The sequence below is a fragment of the Clostridium acetobutylicum ATCC 824 genome (assembly GCF_000008765.1).
In the GTDB taxonomy this organism is placed as follows: Bacteria; Bacillota; Clostridia; order Clostridiales; family Clostridiaceae; genus Clostridium_S; species Clostridium_S acetobutylicum.
Genome location: NC_003030.1, coordinates 2,750,936 through 2,773,016 on the forward strand (window position 1 = coordinate 2,750,936; position 22,081 = coordinate 2,773,016).

20 protein-coding genes are annotated in these 22,081 nt (G+C 30.7%); 1 reads left to right on the top strand and 19 read right to left on the bottom strand.

Features of this window, described 5'->3' with window-relative positions; translation table 11 throughout:
- Positions 1-329 precede the first annotated feature (329 nt).
- The 15 genes from clpP to pyrB all read right to left on the bottom strand — a co-directional run bounded on the left by clpP (position 330) and on the right by pyrB (position 16,502).
- Positions 330-911 (bottom strand): ATP-dependent Clp endopeptidase proteolytic subunit ClpP, encoded by a 582-nt coding sequence (gene clpP / locus CA_RS13505; protein WP_010965928.1) that lies wholly within the window; start codon positions 909-911, stop codon positions 330-332.
- Positions 912-1,034: 123 nt separating this feature from the next.
- Positions 1,035-2,330, bottom strand: a complete 1,296-nt coding sequence (tig, locus tag CA_RS13510) for a trigger factor (RefSeq protein ID WP_010965929.1) — start codon at positions 2,328-2,330, stop codon at positions 1,035-1,037.
- A gap of 116 nt (positions 2,331-2,446) precedes the next feature.
- The gene (locus CA_RS13515; RefSeq protein ID WP_010965930.1) at positions 2,447-3,229 is read right to left on the bottom strand and encodes a sugar phosphate isomerase/epimerase family protein; all 783 of its coding nucleotides are present in this window, start codon (positions 3,227-3,229) and stop codon (positions 2,447-2,449) included.
- A 24-nt stretch (positions 3,230-3,253) separates the two neighbouring features.
- Positions 3,254-4,045 carry a hypothetical protein gene (locus CA_RS13520; protein WP_010965931.1) on the bottom strand — a complete coding sequence of 264 codons (792 nt, stop codon included), beginning with the start codon at positions 4,043-4,045 and terminating at the stop codon, positions 3,254-3,256.
- A gap of 138 nt (positions 4,046-4,183) precedes the next feature.
- Entirely contained in the window at positions 4,184-7,381 is a 3,198-nt protein-coding gene (gene carB, locus CA_RS13525) for a carbamoyl-phosphate synthase (glutamine-hydrolyzing) large subunit (protein WP_010965932.1), read from the bottom strand.
- A gap of 113 nt (positions 7,382-7,494) precedes the next feature.
- Complete coding sequence (gene carA / locus CA_RS13530) at positions 7,495-8,550, bottom strand: glutamine-hydrolyzing carbamoyl-phosphate synthase small subunit (protein ID WP_010965933.1); 1,056 nt, start codon at positions 8,548-8,550, stop codon at positions 7,495-7,497.
- Positions 8,551-9,033: 483 nt separating this feature from the next.
- Entirely contained in the window at positions 9,034-9,588 is a 555-nt protein-coding gene (gene lepB, locus CA_RS13535) for a signal peptidase I (RefSeq protein ID WP_010965934.1), read from the bottom strand.
- Between the two features lie 61 nt (positions 9,589-9,649).
- Entirely contained in the window at positions 9,650-10,354 is a 705-nt protein-coding gene (locus tag CA_RS13540) for an arginase (protein ID WP_010965935.1), read from the bottom strand.
- 163 nt (positions 10,355-10,517) lie between these two features.
- Positions 10,518-11,336, bottom strand: a complete 819-nt coding sequence (locus tag CA_RS13545) for a DUF975 family protein (protein ID WP_010965936.1) — start codon at positions 11,334-11,336, stop codon at positions 10,518-10,520.
- A 69-nt stretch (positions 11,337-11,405) separates the two neighbouring features.
- Positions 11,406-12,233: a DUF975 family protein gene (locus tag CA_RS13550; protein WP_010965937.1), complete on the bottom strand. Its 828-nt coding sequence runs from the start codon at positions 12,231-12,233 to the stop codon at positions 11,406-11,408.
- A gap of 375 nt (positions 12,234-12,608) precedes the next feature.
- Positions 12,609-13,505 (bottom strand): dihydroorotate dehydrogenase, encoded by an 897-nt coding sequence (locus CA_RS13555; RefSeq protein ID WP_010965938.1) that lies wholly within the window; start codon positions 13,503-13,505, stop codon positions 12,609-12,611.
- Positions 13,498-14,238, bottom strand: coding sequence for a dihydroorotate dehydrogenase electron transfer subunit (locus CA_RS13560; RefSeq protein ID WP_010965939.1), 741 nt, complete (start codon positions 14,236-14,238; stop codon positions 13,498-13,500). Before CA_RS13560 ends, CA_RS13555 begins: the two co-directional genes overlap by 8 nt.
- 17 nt (positions 14,239-14,255) lie before the next feature.
- A complete protein-coding gene (pyrF, locus tag CA_RS13565; RefSeq protein WP_010965940.1) occupies positions 14,256-15,116 on the bottom strand; it encodes an orotidine-5'-phosphate decarboxylase in 861 nt (286 codons plus the stop codon).
- A gap of 20 nt (positions 15,117-15,136) precedes the next feature.
- Entirely contained in the window at positions 15,137-15,577 is a 441-nt protein-coding gene (locus CA_RS13570; RefSeq protein ID WP_010965941.1) for an aspartate carbamoyltransferase regulatory subunit, read from the bottom strand.
- Between the two features lies 1 nt (position 15,578).
- On the bottom strand, positions 15,579-16,502 hold the full coding sequence (pyrB, locus tag CA_RS13575; RefSeq protein ID WP_010965942.1) for an aspartate carbamoyltransferase: 924 nt from the start codon (positions 16,500-16,502) through the stop codon (positions 15,579-15,581).
- Positions 16,503-16,789: 287 nt separating this feature from the next.
- Between pyrB and CA_RS13580 the strand changes: the two genes are divergently transcribed.
- On the top strand, positions 16,790-17,413 hold the full coding sequence (locus tag CA_RS13580) for a DedA family protein (protein ID WP_010965943.1): 624 nt from the start codon (positions 16,790-16,792) through the stop codon (positions 17,411-17,413).
- Between the two features lie 37 nt (positions 17,414-17,450).
- Here CA_RS13580 and CA_RS13585 read toward each other — a convergent pair whose 3' ends face one another.
- The 4 genes from CA_RS13585 to CA_RS13600 all read right to left on the bottom strand — a co-directional run bounded on the left by CA_RS13585 (position 17,451) and on the right by CA_RS13600 (position 22,012).
- Complete coding sequence (locus CA_RS13585) at positions 17,451-18,221, bottom strand: pyridoxamine 5'-phosphate oxidase family protein (protein WP_014518999.1); 771 nt, start codon at positions 18,219-18,221, stop codon at positions 17,451-17,453.
- A 78-nt stretch (positions 18,222-18,299) separates the two neighbouring features.
- Positions 18,300-19,049 (bottom strand): EFR1 family ferrodoxin, encoded by a 750-nt coding sequence (locus CA_RS13590; protein ID WP_010965945.1) that lies wholly within the window; start codon positions 19,047-19,049, stop codon positions 18,300-18,302.
- Between the two features lie 204 nt (positions 19,050-19,253).
- Positions 19,254-21,344, bottom strand: a complete 2,091-nt coding sequence (locus tag CA_RS13595) for a glutamine synthetase III (RefSeq protein WP_010965946.1) — start codon at positions 21,342-21,344, stop codon at positions 19,254-19,256.
- A gap of 476 nt (positions 21,345-21,820) precedes the next feature.
- Positions 21,821-22,012 carry a PspC domain-containing protein gene (locus CA_RS13600; protein WP_010965947.1) on the bottom strand — a complete coding sequence of 64 codons (192 nt, stop codon included), beginning with the start codon at positions 22,010-22,012 and terminating at the stop codon, positions 21,821-21,823.
- Positions 22,013-22,081 lie beyond the last annotated feature (69 nt).

Consider the following 22,081-nt stretch of genomic DNA (forward strand, 5'->3'; position numbering starts at 1 on the left):
AAAATGTAATTAATTTAATTACTACAATAGTGAAATCAATAAATCATACCTTAGAATATTCCCAAAGGATATCAATTTATTCAGCTTTAATAGAGAATTCATATATTTTATATTATGAACAATTCCATATAACCACTTGCTCACAAAAATCACTACTGTAGTAATCACGTATTAACAGTAACTTTATAATCAATGAAAGCATGGTGTTCACCTTACAAAATATTATTGATAATGAAACCTATGAATTCAATTGTTACAAAATCCATTCCTTGGGATACCTTAATACTGCTTAGATGTTTTTATCTATTTTATATTCAAAAAATATTTTTCTAATGTTTAGTTATAACTTCGTCGATTAACCCATATTCTTTAGCTTCTTCAGCACTAAGGAAGTGATCTCTATCCGTATCCTTTTCTATAACTTCGATAGGCTTTCCTGTTCTCTCACTGTATATTGAATTTAATTTTTTCTTAATCTCAAGTATTCTTTGAGCATGTATTCCTATATCAGTAGCCTGACCTTTGAATCCACCTAGAGGTTGATGTATCATTATCTCACTGTTAGGAAGAGCAAATCTCTTACCTGGTGCTCCTGCTGTAAGTAAAAATGACCCCATTGATGCAGCCATTCCTATACATATTGTTGATACATCCGGTTTTACATACTGCATTGTATCGTAAATAGCCATTCCTGATGTTATAGAACCACCTGGACTGTTTATATAAAGATATATATCCTTATCAGGATCCTCGCTCTCCAAGAATAATAGCTGTGCCACAACTAAACTTGCAGTAGTATCATTTACTTCTTCGCCTAAAAATATTACTCTATCCTTTAATAGTCTAGAATATATATCGTAAGACCTTTCTCCTCTACTAGTCTGCTCAATTACATAAGGAACTAAACTCATTAAAATTCCCTCCTTAATTTTTCTAAACTTTTTTACTATATATTTAAAGTTAATTGCTGACTTTAAATCAACAATTAACTTCATTTATATATTATTATATATTTAACATTTTTTAAACATTTGTTATTCTACAACTTTTGCGTTTTCAACTAGTAAGTCTATTACTTTACCATTGATTACATCTTGTTCTATCATACTTCTTTGAGAATTTAGAACTAATTCTGCCATTTTATCTAAGTCTTTATTTGTATACTGTTGCGCCATTTCTTTAGCTTTTTCTTTTAATTCTTCCTCTGTTGCTTCTACTTTTTCAACTTCTGATATTTTTTCCATAACTAATTTTGTTCTAACTCTCTTGTCTGCAGTTTCTTTCATATAATCTCTTACTTTTTCTTCTGAACTATTTGTGTATTCATAGTAAGATTTAAGATCAAGTCCTTGATATCTCAATCTACTTTCTAATTCCTTAAGCATTTGATCTGTTTCGTTTTTAACCATAACTTCTGGAATCTCTATCTTAGCATTCTCTACTGCTGCATCAACAACTTTATCTTCGAATTCAATCTTAGCCTTTTCTTCATTTGCTTTTTCCATTTTGCTTCTAATGTCTGCTTTTACTTCATCTAAAGTATCGAATTCAGAAACTTCCTTTGCAAACTCATCATCTAAAGCTGGAAGCTCTTTTCTCTTTATCTCTTTTATTGTAACTTCAAATTTTGCTGGTTTTCCGTTTAATTCTTCTTTACCGTATTCCTCTGGGAACTTAACATTTACATCCTTACTTTCATCTTTTTTTAGTCCTACTAATTGGTCTTCGAAGTTATCTATGAAAGTTCCGCTTCCTATTTCTAAAGAATAGTCTTTTCCCTCGCCGCCTTCAAAAGCAACGTCATCTACATATCCTTTAAAGTCGATAACAGCAATATCTCCTTTTTCTACTGCTTCTCCATCTTCTTTTAATTCTATTCTAGCATTCTTTTCCTGCATACCTTTAAGCTCATTTTCAACATCTTCGTCAGTTACAGGATATTCAACCTTAGTTACTTCAACACCTTTGTATTCTCCAAGTTCAACCTCAGGTTTTACTGTAACCTTAGCTGTATATACGAAATCTTTTCCTTCTTCTAATGTTACTATATCTATTTCAGGATAAGCAACTGGATGTATATCATTCTCTTTAATTACTTCTGGATATGTATCATCTATACAAAAATTAATAGCATCTTCATATAGAACTCCTACTCCATAATAGTTTTTTATAATATTAAGAGGAGCTTTTCCTTTTCTAAAACCTGGAACATTGAATCTTCTACGATTCTTGTTATAAGATTTTATTACTGCTTCATTAAACTTGCTCTCATCTACAGTTATCTCAAATTTAATTACGTTTTTTTCTAATTTTTCCATTTTACTATTCATTATGAATATTCCTCCTACTCAAGTACCTATTAGCTTATATATTATAACATACTTAATTAATTATTTACAATTTAATTTTAACTTATATTTATATATTATAACATAAAGTTGTGGCTTTATAGAAATTTTTCTAATTTTTTTTTGCAGTCACTTATTTCATTATAGGAAAAAAAATTATTTCTGTAAACTTCTATTATTAAATTTCCATCATAATTTACATTATCAAGTTCATAAAATATTTCCTTATAGTTAACAGTGCCATCTAACGGCAATAAGCAAACATGGTCCTCATCTCTATCATTTATGTGAAAATTAACAAGTTTATTTCCCATTACTCTTATGTATTCCTTTGGTTCTTTATTAGCCTTATATGCCTGCTTTATATCAAAAGTAAAGAACAAATTATCTATAGATTTATCTTTTATAAAACTCAAATAATCAATATCACTCGACATACACCATGATACATTCTCCTGCGCTAGCTTTATATTATTCTCTCCAGCAATATATGCTATTTTTTTATATACTTCTACAGCTAATTCTCTATCTATACAACTAAAATCCTTATATTTCATGCCATGAAAAGTATAATAAGATGCGCCCAACTTACTTCCTGTCTTGCATATTTTCTCAAAGAGTAAAAGCATTTCATCACGTCTTCTTTTATACGGATCAAACAAAAAAGGCTCAAAAAGCGAGGAAAGTGCATGAACTGAATTTATGTCTATGTTAAGCTCATGCTTCTTCCTTAAAAGCTTATCCACAAAACCGTCTTCACATTCTAAAAAACTATTTATAAACACCTCGCAGGTATTAAACCCAAGTTTTTTTATTATTTCCAAAGTGTCTTCTGTATTTACTTCCGGATAAAAAACTGCCGAAGATAATCCTATTTCCATATATAAATCATCCTTTTATAGTATCTAATTTGAAGTTGTACCATCTGCCTTCATATAAGTTGTATTCCCATCTATAACTATTTCTATACCTTTATCTGTAAGGCTATTCATCTTAATATCATTTCCTGTTAGATTAGAATTTGTATAAGACTTATCGGTAATACTAAATTTCCATACATACTTGCTTTGTCTGTTATCAAACCATGGAAGTTGACTTATATATACTATTGTATTATCGTCCACAAACTTAGGAGACACACCCCATATATAACCTGGATTGCTACTCAAAATACTATCTTTATTAAAAGTAGTTCCACTTCCTGATGTATAGGCTTTGTATGTTATATCTTGGACTACTCCACTTGCATCAATAAAGAACATGTTTTGAGTATCTTTTTCATAGATAACAACATTCTTACTAGATGGACTTATGTTATACTCTCCATTCAAACCACTCAAATCCACTGATTTCACAATTCTTTGATTATTATTTTCTCCACAAACTAATGAAACTTGCTTTCCATCTGGCAAATTTACTTTAAGAGATTCATCTTGTGCTTTACTGTTTTTAGAAGAAGTTTTTTTGCTGTCCTTAACTATTGTCCCACCACTTTTCTTGCTAGGAGTTTTACTACTTACATTACTGGATGCACTGAGCTTCGGAACTTTTACATTCTTTAGATTAGTTTTAAAACCTAAATAAACTAAAACTAAAAATATTACACATATTAGGAGAAAGATACTGATATTTCTTCTTTGCTTTCTTTTTCTTTGCTGCTTTTCATAATCACTGCTAAATATACTTGGCTTAGCCATCTCACAACCTCCTTAAAAACATCTATTTTTAATTATACCTCATAACTGCCCATTTTAGTAATTTTTTTTTAACTGTAATAAATTAAAAAAGCTTGAACAACGCGAAGTTTTCAAGCTTTTTCACTCAATGCCTTTAATTTATTTAAAATACTCTTTCATTGCTCTATATTCTACCTTTGCCTCTTCCCTTTTAACCTTTATTGCTGTAAGAAAAGCTTTTGCTGTATCTATACAAGTGAAAGCCCCTACTTTATACTCAGCAGCTTTTCTTCTTATACTAAATCCTCTAGTGCCAACTGTGTTTCCTCTAGTTGGAGAATTTATTATAAGGTTTATCTTACCGTCGCCTATAGCCTTCATTAAATCATCTGTGCGAAGAACTTCACAGTCTATTCCTTGTTTTTGAAGAAACTTTCCTGTACCTAATGATGCATATATTTTATATCCAAACTCTGTATACTTTTTAATAATAGGCACACTTTCTTGTTTATCCACATCTTTTATGGATACATAAAGGTTGCCTCCGTCCTTTGGAACTTCTATTCCTGCCGCTCTAAATCCCTTATAAATTGCTACTTCAAAATCACTATCTATTCCCATTACCTCTCCTGTAGATCTCATCTCTGGGCCAAGATAAATATCAACATTTGCAAGCTTTTCATTAGAAAATACCGGAACCTTCACAGCATAGAGCTTATTATCTTTTTTAAGATCAACTCCATACCCTAGCTCCTTAAGATTTTTACCCGTTAAAATTTCAACCGCTAATTTAACCATTGGTACTCCAGTAACCTTACTTAATATAGGTACTGTTCTTGAAGCTCTTGGATTAACTTCTATTACATAAACATTTTCGCCATCATAAACATATTGTATGTTCATAAGCCCCTTAACTTCAAGCGCCTTAGCTAAGCTTTTAGTATACTTAACAAGTTTATCAACAACTTCTTTTGGCAATGTATGATAAGGATACATTGTTATACTATCTCCAGAATGTACTCCTGTCCTTTCAATATGCTCCATAATTCCAGGTATTAGTATATTTTCTCCATCAGAAATTGTGTCCACTTCTATTTCTGTTCCCTTTATATATTTATCAATTAAAACAGGATGTTCCGTTGAAAGTGTTACTGCCTCAGTCATATATTTTTGAAGAGCCAGTTTATCATAAACTACCTGCATTGCTCTTCCTCCTATTACATAAGAAGGTCTTACAATAACAGGGTAGCCTATTTCCTTAACAGCCTCGTACGCTTCCTCCATACTTGTTACTGCCATTCCCTTTGCTTGTGGAATATTTAGTTCTTTTAGGAGCTCACTGAATTTTTCTCTATCCTCTGCTAGATCTATTGATTCAAATGAAGTTCCCAGTATTTTCACTCCATTTTTATAAAGCTTATCGGCCAAGTTTATAGCCGTCTGCCCCCCAAACTGAACTATTACCCCTTCTGGTTTTTCCTTTTCTATAATATTCATTACATTATCTATATATAAGGATTCAAAATAAAGTTTATCAGCCGTATCAAAATCCGTACTTACAGTCTCAGGATTGTTATTAATAATAATTGATTTATACCCTGCTTCTTTTATAGCCCATACACCATGAACACAGCAGTAATCAAATTCTATTCCTTGGCCTATCCTTATAGGTCCTGAACCTATTACAACTATCTTCTTATCATCAGTAACTTCGTTTTCATCCTCATTCTCATATGAAGAATAGTAATATGGAGTTTCCGCTTCAAATTCTCCACTGCAGGTATCAACCATTTTAAATACAGGCTTAACATTATTAACGTTTAATATATTTTTTATTTTCCCTTCTTCAAGGCTAGTTATCCTAGCTATTTCTGCAACTGTAAAACCCATTTTTTTAGCTTTAATTATACTTTTATCTTTATCTTTATTGTTCTTATCTTGAAGTTCCTTTTCCATATCTATTATTCTATTTATTCCGTTAAGATACCAATTATCTATTTCTGTAACTTCATGAATTTGTTTTACATCCACACCACGTCTAAATGCCTCTGCTATTGCAAAAATTCTCTCATCATCCTGCTTTTTTATTTTTTCAAGAAGCTCTCTTACTGTAGTATATTCAAATTTTTCAAGTCTAAGCCCTGATATTTTTCCTTCAAGAGAAGTTACCGCTTTTAAGAGGGCACTTTCAAAATCTCTGTCAATTGCCATAACCTCTCCTGTTGCCTTCATCTGAGTACCAAGATGCCTTTCTGCTGTGTTGAATTTATCAAATGGCCATTTAGGTATTTTTACAACAACATAATCTAGCGCTGGTTCAAAGCACGCACTTGAATTTTTAGTAACATAATTTTTAAGTTCATCTAAACTGTAGCCTACAGCTATCTTAGCTGCTATTTTAGCAATTGGATATCCAGCTGCCTTAGACGCAAGAGCACTTGAACGACTAACTCTTGGGTTAACCTCTATAACTATATAATCATTACTTTTAGGATTAAGCGCAAATTGTATATTACATCCACCTTCTATTTTAAGGTTTCTTATTATCTTAAGAGCTGAATGTCTTAACATATGGTATTCTTTATCTGTAAGTGTTTGTGATGGAGCTGTAACTATGCTATCTCCTGTATGTACTCCAACGGGGTCTAGGTTCTCCATATTACATACTATTATGCAGTTATCTTTAGCATCACGCATAACTTCGTATTCAAGTTCCTTCCAACCGGCAACACTCTGCTCTAAAAGTATTTGTCCTATAGGGCTCATTTTTATTCCCCTGTCACAAATTTCCTTAAGTTCCTCCATAGTTGAAGCTATTCCGCCTCCAGTACCTCCTAGGGTAAATGCCGGTCTTATTATAACTGGGAGCCCAAATTTATTCACAAAATCAATACATTCATCTATGTGAGTTGCTATTATACTTTTAGGTACAGGCTCATCTATTTCTTCCATAAGATTTTTAAACTCTTCTCTATCCTCTGCTTTTTTTATAGCCTCACTATTTATACCAAGAAGTCTAACATTATATTTATCAAGAACACCAGCATCATTTAAATTCATAGCTAAATTAAGAGCGGTTTGCCCTCCAAACCCAGCTAAAATTCCATCTGGTCTCTCCTTTTCTATTATCTTCTCTACAGCTTCCTCTGTTAATGGTTCAATATAAACCTTATCCGCTATATGCGAATCTGTCATTATAGTAGCTGGATTACTGTTTACAAGGACAGTTTCTATCCCCTCTTCTTTTACAGCTTTACATGCTTGTGTACCTGAATAATCAAACTCAGCTGCCTGACCTATATTATTGGGTCCTGAACCTATTATTAATACTTTCTTAATTGTCTTATCTAATGGCATAATTATCCTCCTTCAGTGTCTTAAAATAATCCATATATACAATAAGCTTAAAATCTTCTAAAGAGCTCTTTCTAAACACTTTACTGAATCAACCTTAACAATTTTATCTTCATTCATAAGTTTACAAATTGGTCGAATAAGTAAGTTGTATCTGTTGGTCCTGGCGCACCTTCAGGATGAAATTGTACTGAAAACAGTGGAATACTTTTATGCTTCATTCCTTCTACAGTGCCATCATTTAAATTTCTGTGCGTTATTATCATACCATTTTCTAATACACTTTCTTCATCTACCGCATATCCATGGTTTTGTGCTGTTATATATGCTTTATCTCTTTGTACATCATAAATACCATGATTTCCGCCTCTATGACCATATTTCAATTTGTAGGTATTTCCTCCTGATGCAAGTGCTATTATTTGATGTCCTAAACATATACCAAACATAGGACGTTTTCCTATAAGTTTTTTAACATTTTCAATAGCTTCTGGTATAGATTTAGGATCCCCTGGTCCGTTACTTAAGAAAATCCCATCAGGATTAATGTTTAAAATTTCATTATAGTCGGTATCATAAGGGAATATAGTTATATCACACTGTCTCTCTTTTAAATTTTCAATTATATCATTTTTAATTCCAAAATCCATTACTGCTACTTTATTTCCGTTTCCAGCAATATGAATTATTTCTTTGGTACTTACAGTATTAACATAATCATCTACTATATTGGAGGCATCCATCATTTTCTTCAACTCTTCAATTGATAATTCTCCATTTGAAATTATGCATTTCATAGTACCATAACTTCTTATCTTCTTTGTTATACTTCTTGTATCCACACCAAAAACTCCAACTACTCCCATGTTTTTTAGCATCTGATCTATATTTATTTCACTAGTATAATTCGATGGATTTTCATCTATATTTTTAACAATAAATCCTTTCGCATACACACATTTTGATTGATTAACCGATTCATTTACTCCATAGTTTCCTATTAAAGGATATGTCATATTTATTATTTGGCCAGCATAGGAAGGGTCTGTTAATATCTCTTGATATCCTGTCATTGAAGTGTTAAATACAATTTCACCAAATTCATTTCCCTCTTTTCCAAATCCTGTTCCATAAAAAACTGTTCCATCTTCTAAATATATTATGCCTTTCATCAAACAATCCACCTCTTCTTTATTTTAAGCTTCCCAGCACGATTTTTAATACAATATACATATATTTTTATATTTATACATATATTATCTCATACTTTACCATACTGTCAATGCTTGTTTTATGATATTTTCTTTTAAATTGAAGGATTAGTTTTATGTATTCATTATTTATATTTATGCATCACTATTCATAAAAAAACCTTCCGCCTTTAAGACAGAAGGTTTTTTGCTAAAATACTCTAATTACATTTTAGCTATATCATAAATATATACTTAACCTCTTGTTGGTTAAATATTACATTTAATAAATTCTCTTTGAAAAATAAAAAGTCTTTTGCCAGACGCAAAAGACTATAATACTCTCCATAAAACAAAACTTTTAATCCTTCTTAGCCTCTCTGGACCAATCATTAAAGGTATATTAAATTTTTAACTTACTTTAATAAATACTACCACTATTCATATGCTCTGTCAATAGCATTATTAAAATCTTTTCATACTATTAAAAGGATATGCTCTAAATATTACATGACCATATAAAGATTTAAGCGATATTGGTCCTATATATCTACTATCCTTGCTCACAGGTCTATTATCGCCTAAAACAAAAATATTACCATCAGGCACCTTGTATTTAGTATTTTCAGCTAAAAAGCTTCCGCCTCCAGTATAAACATCAGGGGCAAGATAGTCTTCCTTTAGTGCTTTTCCATTCACATACACTTTACCATTCTTTAATTCAATTACATCTCCTGCTAATCCGATAACTCTTTTTATATAAATATTATTTTCAGCATCTCCAGAATAAAATGTAACTACTTCGCCTTTTTTTATAGAATGTGTATATAGGCTTAATTTTTCTACAAATATAACATCCTTATCCTTAAAAGTTGGCATCATAGACGGCCCATCTACATTTGCTCTTGCAAATACAAACGTCCTAAAAATCACTGCAATACCTAATGCCACCACTAATAATATAGCATACTCTTTTACATTTTGCCCCAAGCTTTTACTTTCCTCATTTTCTTTTCCCATCATTTTACCTCCATATTTCGCATAACATAAATTATAAAGTTTTCAATTTAAATATTTATATCTAACAATAATATAAATAATCAAGTCTTTCTGATAAATTAATATCTTTAGGCTTCCACTGCCTCAAAGAGCAATTCTCTTTTACTATTTTTCTTTTAGAAGCTCCTACAAAATCAAAAAAATATTTATCAAGCCAAGGTGGTGTCCACATCCCCGATCTACATACATGTATACTGTAAACATTATTATAACTTTCAATATTAGTAAGTTTACAATAATCAACATGAAATTCTTTATTTATTTCATTAAAAATTTCTTTATTTTCATAAGTATATGGACTATATATTATCGATGCATTTTTAATTATATTATCCCCTAAAAGTTTTCCCAGCCAATTAGAGCAATTAACCTCAAACATTAAAGATTTAAGTCCCTCATATCCAAGGTCCGAATGGGCATCTATGTTAAAAACATATTTGCAATCATTTTCTTTAGCTATTCTATAAGACCATTTATGCGAATCGGTTACATAAACTTTTGCATCTCTTCTTATATTAAAAATCCTATTTATCTTCTCCCAAAAACCATCTATTATTTTACCCACTTTAACTTCATTAGCTATATCTATTCCAATATTATTATATTTAAAGTATCTCTTGTACCATATGGCTTGTACATTTTTGTTGCTTTCTAAATAAGAACCACACCACTCCCTCTTTATTGGAATAAAATAATCCCAGTCAATACTTAGAAGTACATTATTCATGAAATAAATCACCTCTAAAATTAATTATACTACAAAATGCAGCTAACTGTATAAAAAAACAAGCAAATTACCATACATTGTAATATTATTAGATAAAATATGCAATAGTACAAATTAAAGGTATTGTAAAATTAATAAAAATTTCACAATACCTTTTTTTATTTTACTCTTCTACTTTCAATGCTTTTAACCTCTCATAAAAATTAGCACTAGCCGTCTCTATATATACTAAGAGGAAAATCATACTTGCAATTAGTATTAAAAAAACTAATATGCCAAATACAATTATAACCAGCGGACTAATAGTTTCCTTAAATGCTATTATAAGCACTAAATAAATTACGATAGGAATAAATGCCATTATCTCCCATCCTATAAAGGTTAAATGCAGCAAAAATAATTTCCACTTATTGCCTTTCATCATTTTTTTACTTTCATTTAAAGCTTGATATGCTCCTAAACCAGGGTTATCTATTAATATATAATACCCCATATAATATCTATATGCCGCTATCATTGCAGGTATCAAAGCTATAAGAAACATAATATAAGCAGTAATAATCCACATTACAATATTAACATCTTCTATACTACTTCCATGATTTAAATATGAATAATAGGCTAATACTGCAATAATTACTATTGGTACTAATGCTATAAGCGACCATAAAAGCATGAATACATATATTAACAAGTAAAGCACTAATGAAGGAACAAAGTTTTTAAAGCCCACAAATAATTTTTCAACTTTTGGTTTTTCTCCTCTAACAATTTTAAGAAAACAAAACCTTGCTCCAAATGATAATGCTCCAGTTAATGCAATTTGTATTACATATCCCACATATGGTATTGCAAAAGACAGGGATATAAGAAAGAGCAATAATAGAATTAAAGCCGAAGCTCCCCATTTTCCCTTAAGCTGCTGTCTAGCCATTTTTCTAAGCTCTTTACTGCTCTTGTCTATTTTAATATTTTGTTCCATAGGCTTCCTCCTATTAACAAATTAGGTACTGCAATAAAGCATCACAGTACCTAATTAAAAATAAAATATTTATTCTTCTACACCTAACTTATTTTCTTTAAGTTGTCTTAAATTTTCATAAAAATTAGCTTTAGACGTTTCTATATATGGAAGAAGAAATAAGCTGGCTACTAAAATTACTATATAAGATAATATTATTAATACAATAGCTATAGGAATACGCTCTGAATCCCCTGCAACAACTATCAAATATATAAAACTACATATTAAAGGTACTCCACTTAAAAGATTCCATCCTATAAATGTTAAACGTAGCCAGAATAATCTCCACTTGTTGCCCTTCATCATTTTCTTACTTTCAACAATAGCCTCATAAGCTCCCATATCAGGATTATCATTTAAAATATAATATGCCATAGAATATCTAAATCCTGCTATAATTGCTGGTATTAAAAGTACAATAAGTAAAAAGTATGCTAAAACTAATTTCACTCCAACACTTGGATCATAGGCAGCATCACTTATGCTTATACCTATTGATATAAGAATTATTATAAATGGTATTATAGCTATAAGCGCCCATAAAAACTGAAATATTGCCATTAATAATTGAAGCACTAATGCAGACCCAAAGTTTTTAAAGCCGCTAAATAGATTTTCAATCTCAAAATTTTCTCTCCTTGCGATTCTAACAAAACATGACTTGAATCCAAGAGTTAACGCTCCTCCTATTAAAAGACGTATTACTGTTGGCCCTATATATGGTATTGCGAATGCAATAGATACAATTCCAAACACAAATATAAGTAAAACTGCAGCTCCCCATTTTCCTTTGAGCTGCTCTCTTGACATACGTCTAAGTTCACTGCTACTTTTAACTGATTGATTTTGTTCCATAAAAATCCTCCTAAATATAATTTCAATTAATAAACTAAATATCATAACAATCAAAAATACTGTGAGATTAATTATACCATCACAGTATTATATGACTAATTATCACTTTTCTGCGTATTTGATTTTTATTTGCTTTGTCCATCTTTCAGCCATATATAAAAATTAGCTATAGCTGTTTGCATATATGTCACAACAAATATTTAACTAGCTACTTTAGAATTTGCTTTAAGTTGCTGTCTTGACAATTCTTTAATCTTTCCTATTGTCATACTTTTTTTCTTTTGTTCCATAAAAATCCTTCTGTAACTGATTTTATTCCGTACCTACAGGAAGTTTTTATAAATTTTTTAATACATTTTAAATTCCTATTATATATTATAATATTCCGCGTATATTTTCAATATGTTTTATTCCTTCTTCGTCCAAAAACTTCTCAATTCCGTTTATTATATCAATGCAAATATCTGGTTTTATAAAATTAGCTGTTCCAACTTGAACTGCAAAAGCCCCTGCCATTATAAATTCTATGGCATCTTCAGCTGTATATATTCCGCCCATACCAACTACAGGCACACTAACATTTTTGCATACCTCATATACCATTCTTAGTGCTATTGGTTTTATCGCTCTTCCAGAAAGACCTGCGCTTATATTATCGAAGATAGGCTTTTTTTTCTTTATATCTATTGCCATCCCTTTAAATGTATTAACAAGAGATATTGCATCTGCTCCCGCTTCCTCACATTTTACAGCCATATCCACTATATCCTCTGCATTAGGAGACAATTTCACCATAAGTGGTTTTGTACAGACCTTTCTAACTTGTGATACAACATTATAAGCAACTTCTGATTTTATTCCAAAAGCCATGCCGCCGTGCTTTACATTAGGACAGGATATATTAAGTTCTATCATATCAGCATCTGTATTCTCAAGAAGCTCCATGCCCCTTAAATAATCATCCTCACAGCTTCCACCAAGGTTAACAATACATACTGTATCTATTTTTTTCATCTTAGGAAGTTCTTTTTTTATAAACTCTTTAACTCCAGGATTTTGAAGTCCTACACTATTCATCATTCCGCCTGTGACCTCAAAAACTCTTGCACCATCATTACCTTCCTTAGGATTCAATGTAAGTCCCTTTGAAGATATGCCACCAAGCCTTGAAACATCAAAATACTTACTAAACTCTTCTCCAAATCCAAAGGTGCCAGAAGCAGCAATAACGGGGTTCTTAAAATCTATTCCACAAATATTTACTTTAGTCATTTAATATCAACTCACTTCCTAAAAATACTGGGCCCTCTTTACAAGCTCTTCTTCTTCCACCCTTAGTTTTACAAGTGCATACAAGGCATGCACCTATTCCACATGCCATTTTTTTCTCCATTGAAATATATACAGGAACATTCTTTTGTTCACACATTTTAACAACTTTATACATCATTATCTCAGGTCCGCAGCATAAAACATAATCGTATTCTTCTGGCTTAAAGTTATCTGTTACATACCCCTTATGTCCAATACTTCCATCTTCTGTGGACAACTTTAACTCTTTAACATATTTTTCCACATTATCCACAGTTTTACTCACAGTTTTGAAGCCAGCATAAAAATCAACATTACAATTTTTTAAGTTTTTAGCCAGATATACCATTGGTGCTACACCTATACCACCACAAACTATAGCCACTTTTCCACTTATCCTTTTTACGTTAAATCCATTTCCTAAAGGTCCTGTTATCTTTATTTCATCGCCGCTCTTTAATTTAGATAAAATTTCAGTTCCTTTTCCAACAACAGAGTATAAGAACGATATTTTTTCGTCATCTGCATCATATATACTAATAGGTCTAGAAAGTGTTGGTTCTATATCCCAAGCTCTTAAAAGATAAAATTGTCCTGGCCTCACCTCAAATTCACCCTTTATACTAAGTTTGTATATACCATCTTCAACTTTTATATTTTCATATACTTTTTCTACTGTATACTTTTCCTTCATCAAAATTCCCCCAAAATTCATAAAGTTTTTCTGATCTCGTCTCTCATATTAATCGCTGCAAGCCTTGCACACTCATCAAATATTTTTTCACCGTTTTCTTCTTTTTTATAAGCAAGAAGTATTCCCCTTGAGGAATTTACCACTCCACCATTACCTTCTCTTAAATACAAACTTACTTCCTTTGCAGTTCCACCTTGTGCTCCATAGCCTGGAATTAGAAAAAACATATTTTTAAATTTATTTCTAATTTCAACGCCTTCTTCAACGTGAGTACATCCAACTACTGCTCCTATTGAAGAATACTTGCTCCTTCCCGTAGCCTTTTGACCTAAATCATATATTTTTTCTCCAACCTCATCATATACGTTTTTTCCGCCCTGAGTCTTTATATATTGTATATCATAGGCTCCTTTATTCGATGTTCTAAGCAAAATAAATAATCCTTTTTCCATTTTTTCAATATAAGGCATATAAGGCTCTATACCATCTAACCCCATGTAAGGATTTAACGTAACAAAATCCGCTTCAAAATCACCTTCAAAGTGAGCTTTAGCATACATTTCAGCTGTTTTAGCTATATCTCCTCTTTTTATATCAGCAATTGCAATAGCCTTTTTTTCTCTCAAATATTCAAGTGTCCTTTTATAGGCCAAAAGTCCTTTTAAACCATAAGCTTCATAATATGCAATTTGCACCTTATAACATGAAACAACATCTAAAGTCGCATCAATTATTTTCTTATTAAAATTAAATATAGCATCTTCTATACTATTAAATTTCTTACAAAACTCTTCTGGTACATATGTAATATCAGTATCAAGTCCTAAACACACATGTCCCTTTTTCTCAACACTATCAAATAATCTATCTATAATCATATCTTTTCCCCCACATTAAGTTAAATTTCTAGCGCCTTTGCTCCCTTATATATTTCATCACAATATTCACACTTATACTCACCTTTTTCTTCGTCTACAAGCTTAAATTTATGAGGAATATAACTTTCTACAGAAGTTACACATCTAGGATTGCTGCACTTTATAATATTATTAACTTCACTTGGAAGCTTTAGCTGTATTTTTTGCCTTATTTTTTCATCTTCTATTATATTTACAGTTATATTTGGATCTAAAAACCCAAGTACTGCAAGGTCTAAATCCATTACATTTTCAATTTTTATTATATCTTTAGCTTTATTCTTTTTACTTATTGCGTTCATTATAAGGGCTGTTGGAAATTCCGCCTCTCCAAGCTTAAGATAATTATATATTTTTATTCCATGTCCTGCTTTTATGTGATCAATTACTATGCCATTTTTTATGCTGTTAATTGTAAGCATATTATAACACCCCCATTAATTTTGCCATAAGAGCCATTCTGACATACATTCCGTTCTTTGCCTGTTTAAAATAGTATGCCCTTTCATCATTATCTACTTCATATGAAATTTCATTGACTCTAGGAAGCGGATGAAGTATTATCATATCTTTTTTTGCAGTTTTTAATTTATTTTCGTTAAGTATATAGCTATCTTTAAGCCTTATATAATCTTCCTCATTAAAAAATCTTTCCTTTTGTACTCTTGTCATATAGAGCACATCTAATTCTTCAATAACATCCTCGATTCTTTTAGCCTCTTTATATTCTATATTGTTCTTATCGAGTATCTCTTTTTTTATGTATTCTGGAACTTTAAGCTCATCAGGAGAAATCAATACTATTTTATTATTATCATATCTGGACATTGCTTTTATTAAAGAATGGACCGTTCTTCCAAATTTTAAATCTCCACACATACCTATGGTCAAATTTGAAAGTCTCTTTTTTGTTCTTCTCATTGTTAATAGATCTGTTAGGGTTTGAGTCGGATGTTGATGTCCGCCATCTCCCGCATTTATTACTGGAATTGATGAATACATGGAAGCGACCTTTGGAGCACCTTCTTTAGGATGCCTCATCGCTGCAATATCTGCATAACAAGAAACTACTCTTATAGTATCTGCAATAGTTTCTCCTTTTGACACGGAACTTGAGTTCGGCTCAGAAAAACCAACAACCTGACCTCCAAGTCTTAACATTGCTGTTTCAAAACTAAATCTAGTCCTTGTACTAGGTTCATAAAATAAAGTGGCAAGTATTTTACCTTCTGCTGCATGCATATATTCCTTAGGACACGCTATTATATCGTCTGCAAGTTTAAATATTTCTTCCAGCTCATCTACAGTGAAATCCATAGGATCAATTAAACTTCTACCTTTTAACATAGTCAAACCCCCTTCTTAGTTTCTCTGAACTAAATTTAAAGGTATTTTTTACAAAATAAAAACCTTCCTCAATTAAAGGAAGGTATAATACACCTATTACTAGCTTATCAGCACCTTCCAGGCCTCACAGGACCTTAATTAAAGGTTTATTCTATTCTCAGCTCATATTAACACTTTAAAATTTATTTGTCAATAAGCAGTTTACAATAAATTAATTTCAGTATATATCTAATATATGATATAATCTTAGTATATTTTAAATAATACTGTTGAAAGTAGTGATAATATTGATTGAACACATTATTGACATCATAATAGTTCTACTTGCTAAATTGGGCTATGCAGGAACTTTTTTCGGAATGTTATTTGAAAGTGCTTGTATACCAATTCCTAGTGAAATAGTTCTTCCCTTTGGAGGATATCTAAGTTCTAGTTCTGCACCACAAGGACATACTTTAAATCTAGTTTTAGTAATAATTTCTGCAACCTTAGGCGGAACTGTTGGATCCATTCTTGCTTATACCATTGGTGCTAAAGGTGGACGAATTCTTGTTTACAAATACGCCTCAAAACTTCATCTTTCAAAGGAAAAGATTGAAAAAAGTGAAGCTGTTTTTGACAAATATGGAGATAAAATAATTTTCTTATCAAGGCTTTTACCTATAATAAGAACTTTCATTTCATTACCTGCTGGAATTGCAAAAATGGACTTTACTAAATTTACCATTTACACTCTTGTAGGATCAGCAATTTGGAGCACACTTCTAGTATACGCTGGATTTGTAATGGGCAAAAATTGGGAATCAATTCGTTCTTATTTCCACATAGCAGATTACTTAGTTGCTGGAGCTATAATTTTATTTATAGTATACAGAATTATAGTGTACATAAAAAAGAAAACAAAAAAATAATTCATATGAAGTTGCCTCTAATTGTTTAAGGCAACTTTTATTTATCAAAAAAATATATTTGCTTTACATCATACCCACTTTTCTTCATTTCTGATGATATGACATCAACCCTCTCAAGTTTCACCTTAATCACATGAAGCATTATATTTAATCTCTTTATATTATTTAAATTTAATTTTTTCATAGCTATAGCATATTCATATTCTTTAGAGTAATCCTCAATAACTTCTGCCTTTCCAAAACACTGGTATCCATTCAGTTTGTTGAATCCACTATATTCTTCATAAACTGAAATTAATACTTTATCATTTTTCAAAATGTTGAAGTATTTTCTACCTCCTTCAGTTATAAAGTACATAAATCCATTTTCATAGATATACTCTATTGGTGTTCCAATAGGCCTGCCTTCACTGCAACTGCACAAAGTACATGTATTGTGCTTTAGAAAAAATTCCTCAATTTTATCCTTAAGCAGCTCATTAGGACATTCCTTACCTTCATTGTCTATAATATCTTTTATATCCATAAAAAAATCCAAAGCTGCATTTTCATCTCTTTCACTTTTGCTAAAGTTTTTCTCAAGCACAACATCAAATTTTATAAATATATTTCTAACTTTCAAAATCAAATTTTCTTTATTAGGATAGTATAATATAACTTTCTTTTTACTAAGCCACTGTAGATTTGAACTTATAAAATCCTGCAAATTTTTTTCTATCTTACTTATAATAAAGGCTACATAATAAAATTCGCTATATTTTTTTTCAAATGTATCTACAGTACAGTATCTTGAGTTTCCTGTTATCAAAGCCGCTTTAAATGCAAAATCCTTAGTAATTTCGTCATGTATAATTAATATATCCTTAATAATATCAACTCCTTTAATCTACATTTGATTGAAATGTTTATTTTTATATAAGAATGCATTTGCTGGACATTTTTGAACACATCTAAAACATGATATGCACTTATTACTAAATTCTATTTCATCGCCAAATGTTATATTATTAGTAGGACATTCATTTACACACCTTTTACATTTTGTACACCTATTATAATCAACTTTTAGGCTCTTTTTAGGCCATTTATGAAAATGCTTAAGCGAAACCTTATATGCAGCTTTAGACACAGCTGTTAATAATGCTGATTGTTTTTCAATATATCCTTCATCCTTTAAAAATTTATCCACTATATTTTTAACCTCAAGAACAGCTTCTTCTTTCATTTCCTTTTTTCTATCTTTCGGAGTTTCTTTAAAAAACTTTGAAAGATAATAATTGTTTGGCATTGGTATTGATCTTGTGATCATTACATCATACCCTTTATTAGAGAGAAGTTTATTAATCTGCCTCCCACCATATCCAATATATGAAGCCTGAGTAGATACAATAATGCATCTTTTATTATCTACCGACGGTAGATTTTCCTTAATCCATCTTACAAATATATCAGGAAAAACCTCCACATGAATAGCTGAAGCTAAAACATAAAAATCATATTCTTTAGATACTCCCTTTTCCTTTAATATATCAATCATTTCGCACTGTATATTTTTTTCTTGAAATTCTTTAACTAATAACTCTACTACATATTTTGTATTTCCAGTACCAGAAAAATAAATCGCTGCACCTTTCATAATAACCTCCAAAATAAATACTGTTAAATTTAAATTTTATGCATGTATTTTTTAATAAACTATCTTGCTTCACTATATACTAATATTATATTTCTTTCAACAAAGATATATATTTAAACTTCAATATATATTAATAAAAAACTGCCTTAAAATGATTTTAATCATCTTAAGGCAGCTCTATGAATTTACAAGTTATAGGATTATCTATACATTAAATAATAAATCTGAGTAAGTTGGGAAAGGCCATGCCTTCTTATCAACTAATACTTCAAGAGCATCTGCGGCTTCTCTTAAAGCTGACATTTTTTCAAAAACATCAAATTTATAAGCATATGCTTGATCATAAGCATCAGTAATAGCTGAAGCTTTTTCTGTTGATGCTTTTAGTTCTTTAAGATCAAAATTAAGCTTTCCTGTAAGCGATGAAATTTTATTAATAAGATCACTTTCAGTAGAAACATCTGCAGTTGGAACCGCTGCTTTTATAGCATTTAGAGAATTTGCTAATTCAGCTGTATATTTTATAACTGCTGGAATAATCTTTTTTGAAGCCATATCTATCATTGTTAAAGCTTCTATATTTATTGCTTTTGAATAATTTTCAAGAGCAACTTCATAACGTGATTCTAATTCCTTCTTAGTTAAAACTCCAAATTTCTCAAATATAGCAACGTTTTTGTCTGCTATTAATGCTTTTGTTGCTTCTACAGTTGTTTTTATATTTGGAAGTCCTCTTTTTTCAGCCTCTTTAACCCACTCATCTGAATATCCATTTCCATTGAATACAACCTTTTTATGATCTTTAACTGTTTCTGTTAAAATTGCTTCAATCTCTGCATCTACATTACTAGCTTTTTCCAGTCTATCTGCTATTTCAGATAAAACCTCTGCTACTATTACGTTTAATACAGTATTAGGTTCTGCTACAGATTTTGAAGAAGGAGGCATTCTAAATTCAAATTTATTTCCTGTAAATGCAAATGGTGATGTTCTGTTTCTATCAGTTGCATCCTTCTCTACAGCAGGTACTGTAGAAATAGCTAAATCTAATTTTGAATTTCCTTTAGTACTTGTAGCTTTTCCTTTCTCTAACTGTTCAAGGATATCCTCAAGCTGATCTCCAACAAATACTGATATTATAGCTGGTGGTGCTTCGTTTGCACCTAAACGATGATCGTTTCCTGCATTAGAAGCAGAAAATCTAAGTAAATCAGCATATTTATCAACAGCCTTTATAGTTGCTGTAAAGAACAATAAGAATTGTTTATTATCATGAGGCATATCAGTTGGCTCAAGAAGATTAAGTCCGTCATCTGTACCCATTGACCAGTTGTTATGCTTTCCTGAACCATTTATTCCTGCAAATGGCTTTTCATGAAGTAAACATACAAGTCCATGTTTTAAAGCAATTTTCTTCAAGATTTCCATTACAAGCTGATTATTATCTGTTGCTAAATTTCCACTTGTATATATAGTGGCAATCTCGTGTTGTGCTGGTGCAACCTCATTATGCTTTGTTTTAGCCGTTATTCCAAGAGCCCATAATTCTTTATCAACATCTTTCATAAACGCTGAAACTCTTTCTTTAAGAACACCAAAATAATGATCATCTAGTTCTTGACCCTTTGGAGATGGTGCTCCAAATAATGTTCTTCCAGTAAATATAAGGTCTTCTCTTTCGTCATAAGATTTTTTATCAACTATAAAATATTCTTGTTCAGGTCCTACATTAGGGAAAACTTTTTGGGAAGTAGTATTACCAAGACATCTTAAAACACGTATTGCTTGTCTTGATAAAGCATCAACAGAACGAAGAAGAGGTCCTTTTGTATCTAGTATTTCTCCTGTATATGAACAAAATACTGTTGGAATACAAAGAGTTCCATCCTTTATGAAGGCTGGTGAAGTACAGTCCCATATAGTATATCCTCTAGCTGCACAAGTAGCTCTAAGTCCTCCTGAAGGGAATGAAGATGCATCAGGCTCTCCTTTGATTAACTCTTTACCAGAAAACTTAAGGATTACTTTTCCTGAACCTTCTGGATCTATAAATGCATCGTGTTTTTCTGCAGTTAAACCAGTTAACGGTTGAAACCAATGAGTAAAGTGTGTAGCTCCTTTTTCTATTGCCCACTCCTTCATTACTTTTGCTATCTCATCAGCAACAGTAACATCAAGTGACTCACCTTTATCTATAGTCTTTTTTAAAGCTTTATAAGTTGGCTTAGTAAGACGTTCTTTCATAACAGCATCATTAAATACATTTTCACCAAACATCTTGTCTATTCTTTCCATTTTTAATCCCCTTTCAAATCTTATGTAATATGTAATTCGTATTTACCTAACAATAATATTATAATAATGCAATTATCAAAAATATGCAACATAAAATAGAACTTTTTTAATTTTTATTGTATATCTTTTATTATTTATTTTAAGAAAACGTTTACTATTTTTTTACCCTAAATATTTTTTTACTGTTTGTAAATTTTTTCATATTAAACTATTAATTTTAGCAGCCTTATTTTTTTAAATTAAAAATCAATCTAATGTTTTTTTGATAATTTCAATGTCGAATTTTCAAAATATTTTTTTGAAAATTTCGAATTTTATCTATATATGTCTCAATCACTTTAACAAAGGCTTATTGGCATTATATGTATACAATCCTTTTTAGGTGCCATCATATTTATTCAAAATAATTATAAAAAAAGATGACTTCTGATTAACACAGAAATCATCTTTCTTACTATAAAGAGTTTTTATTGTTATTAATAATTAGGATCATTTGGCATAACAATTGCACATACTATATATGCTAATATACCCGTGCCAAATACAAATAAAAGTACTATCCATAGAAGTCTAATTATAGTAGGGTCTATATTTAAATACTCTCCTATACCTCCGCATACACCACAAATTTTCTTATTTCTACTAGACAAGTAGAGTTTTCTGTCCATAATTTAATACCTCCGCCAAGTGCTATCATAAAGCCTTTTATTTTGTAGCACAATTTAATCATAAAGTTT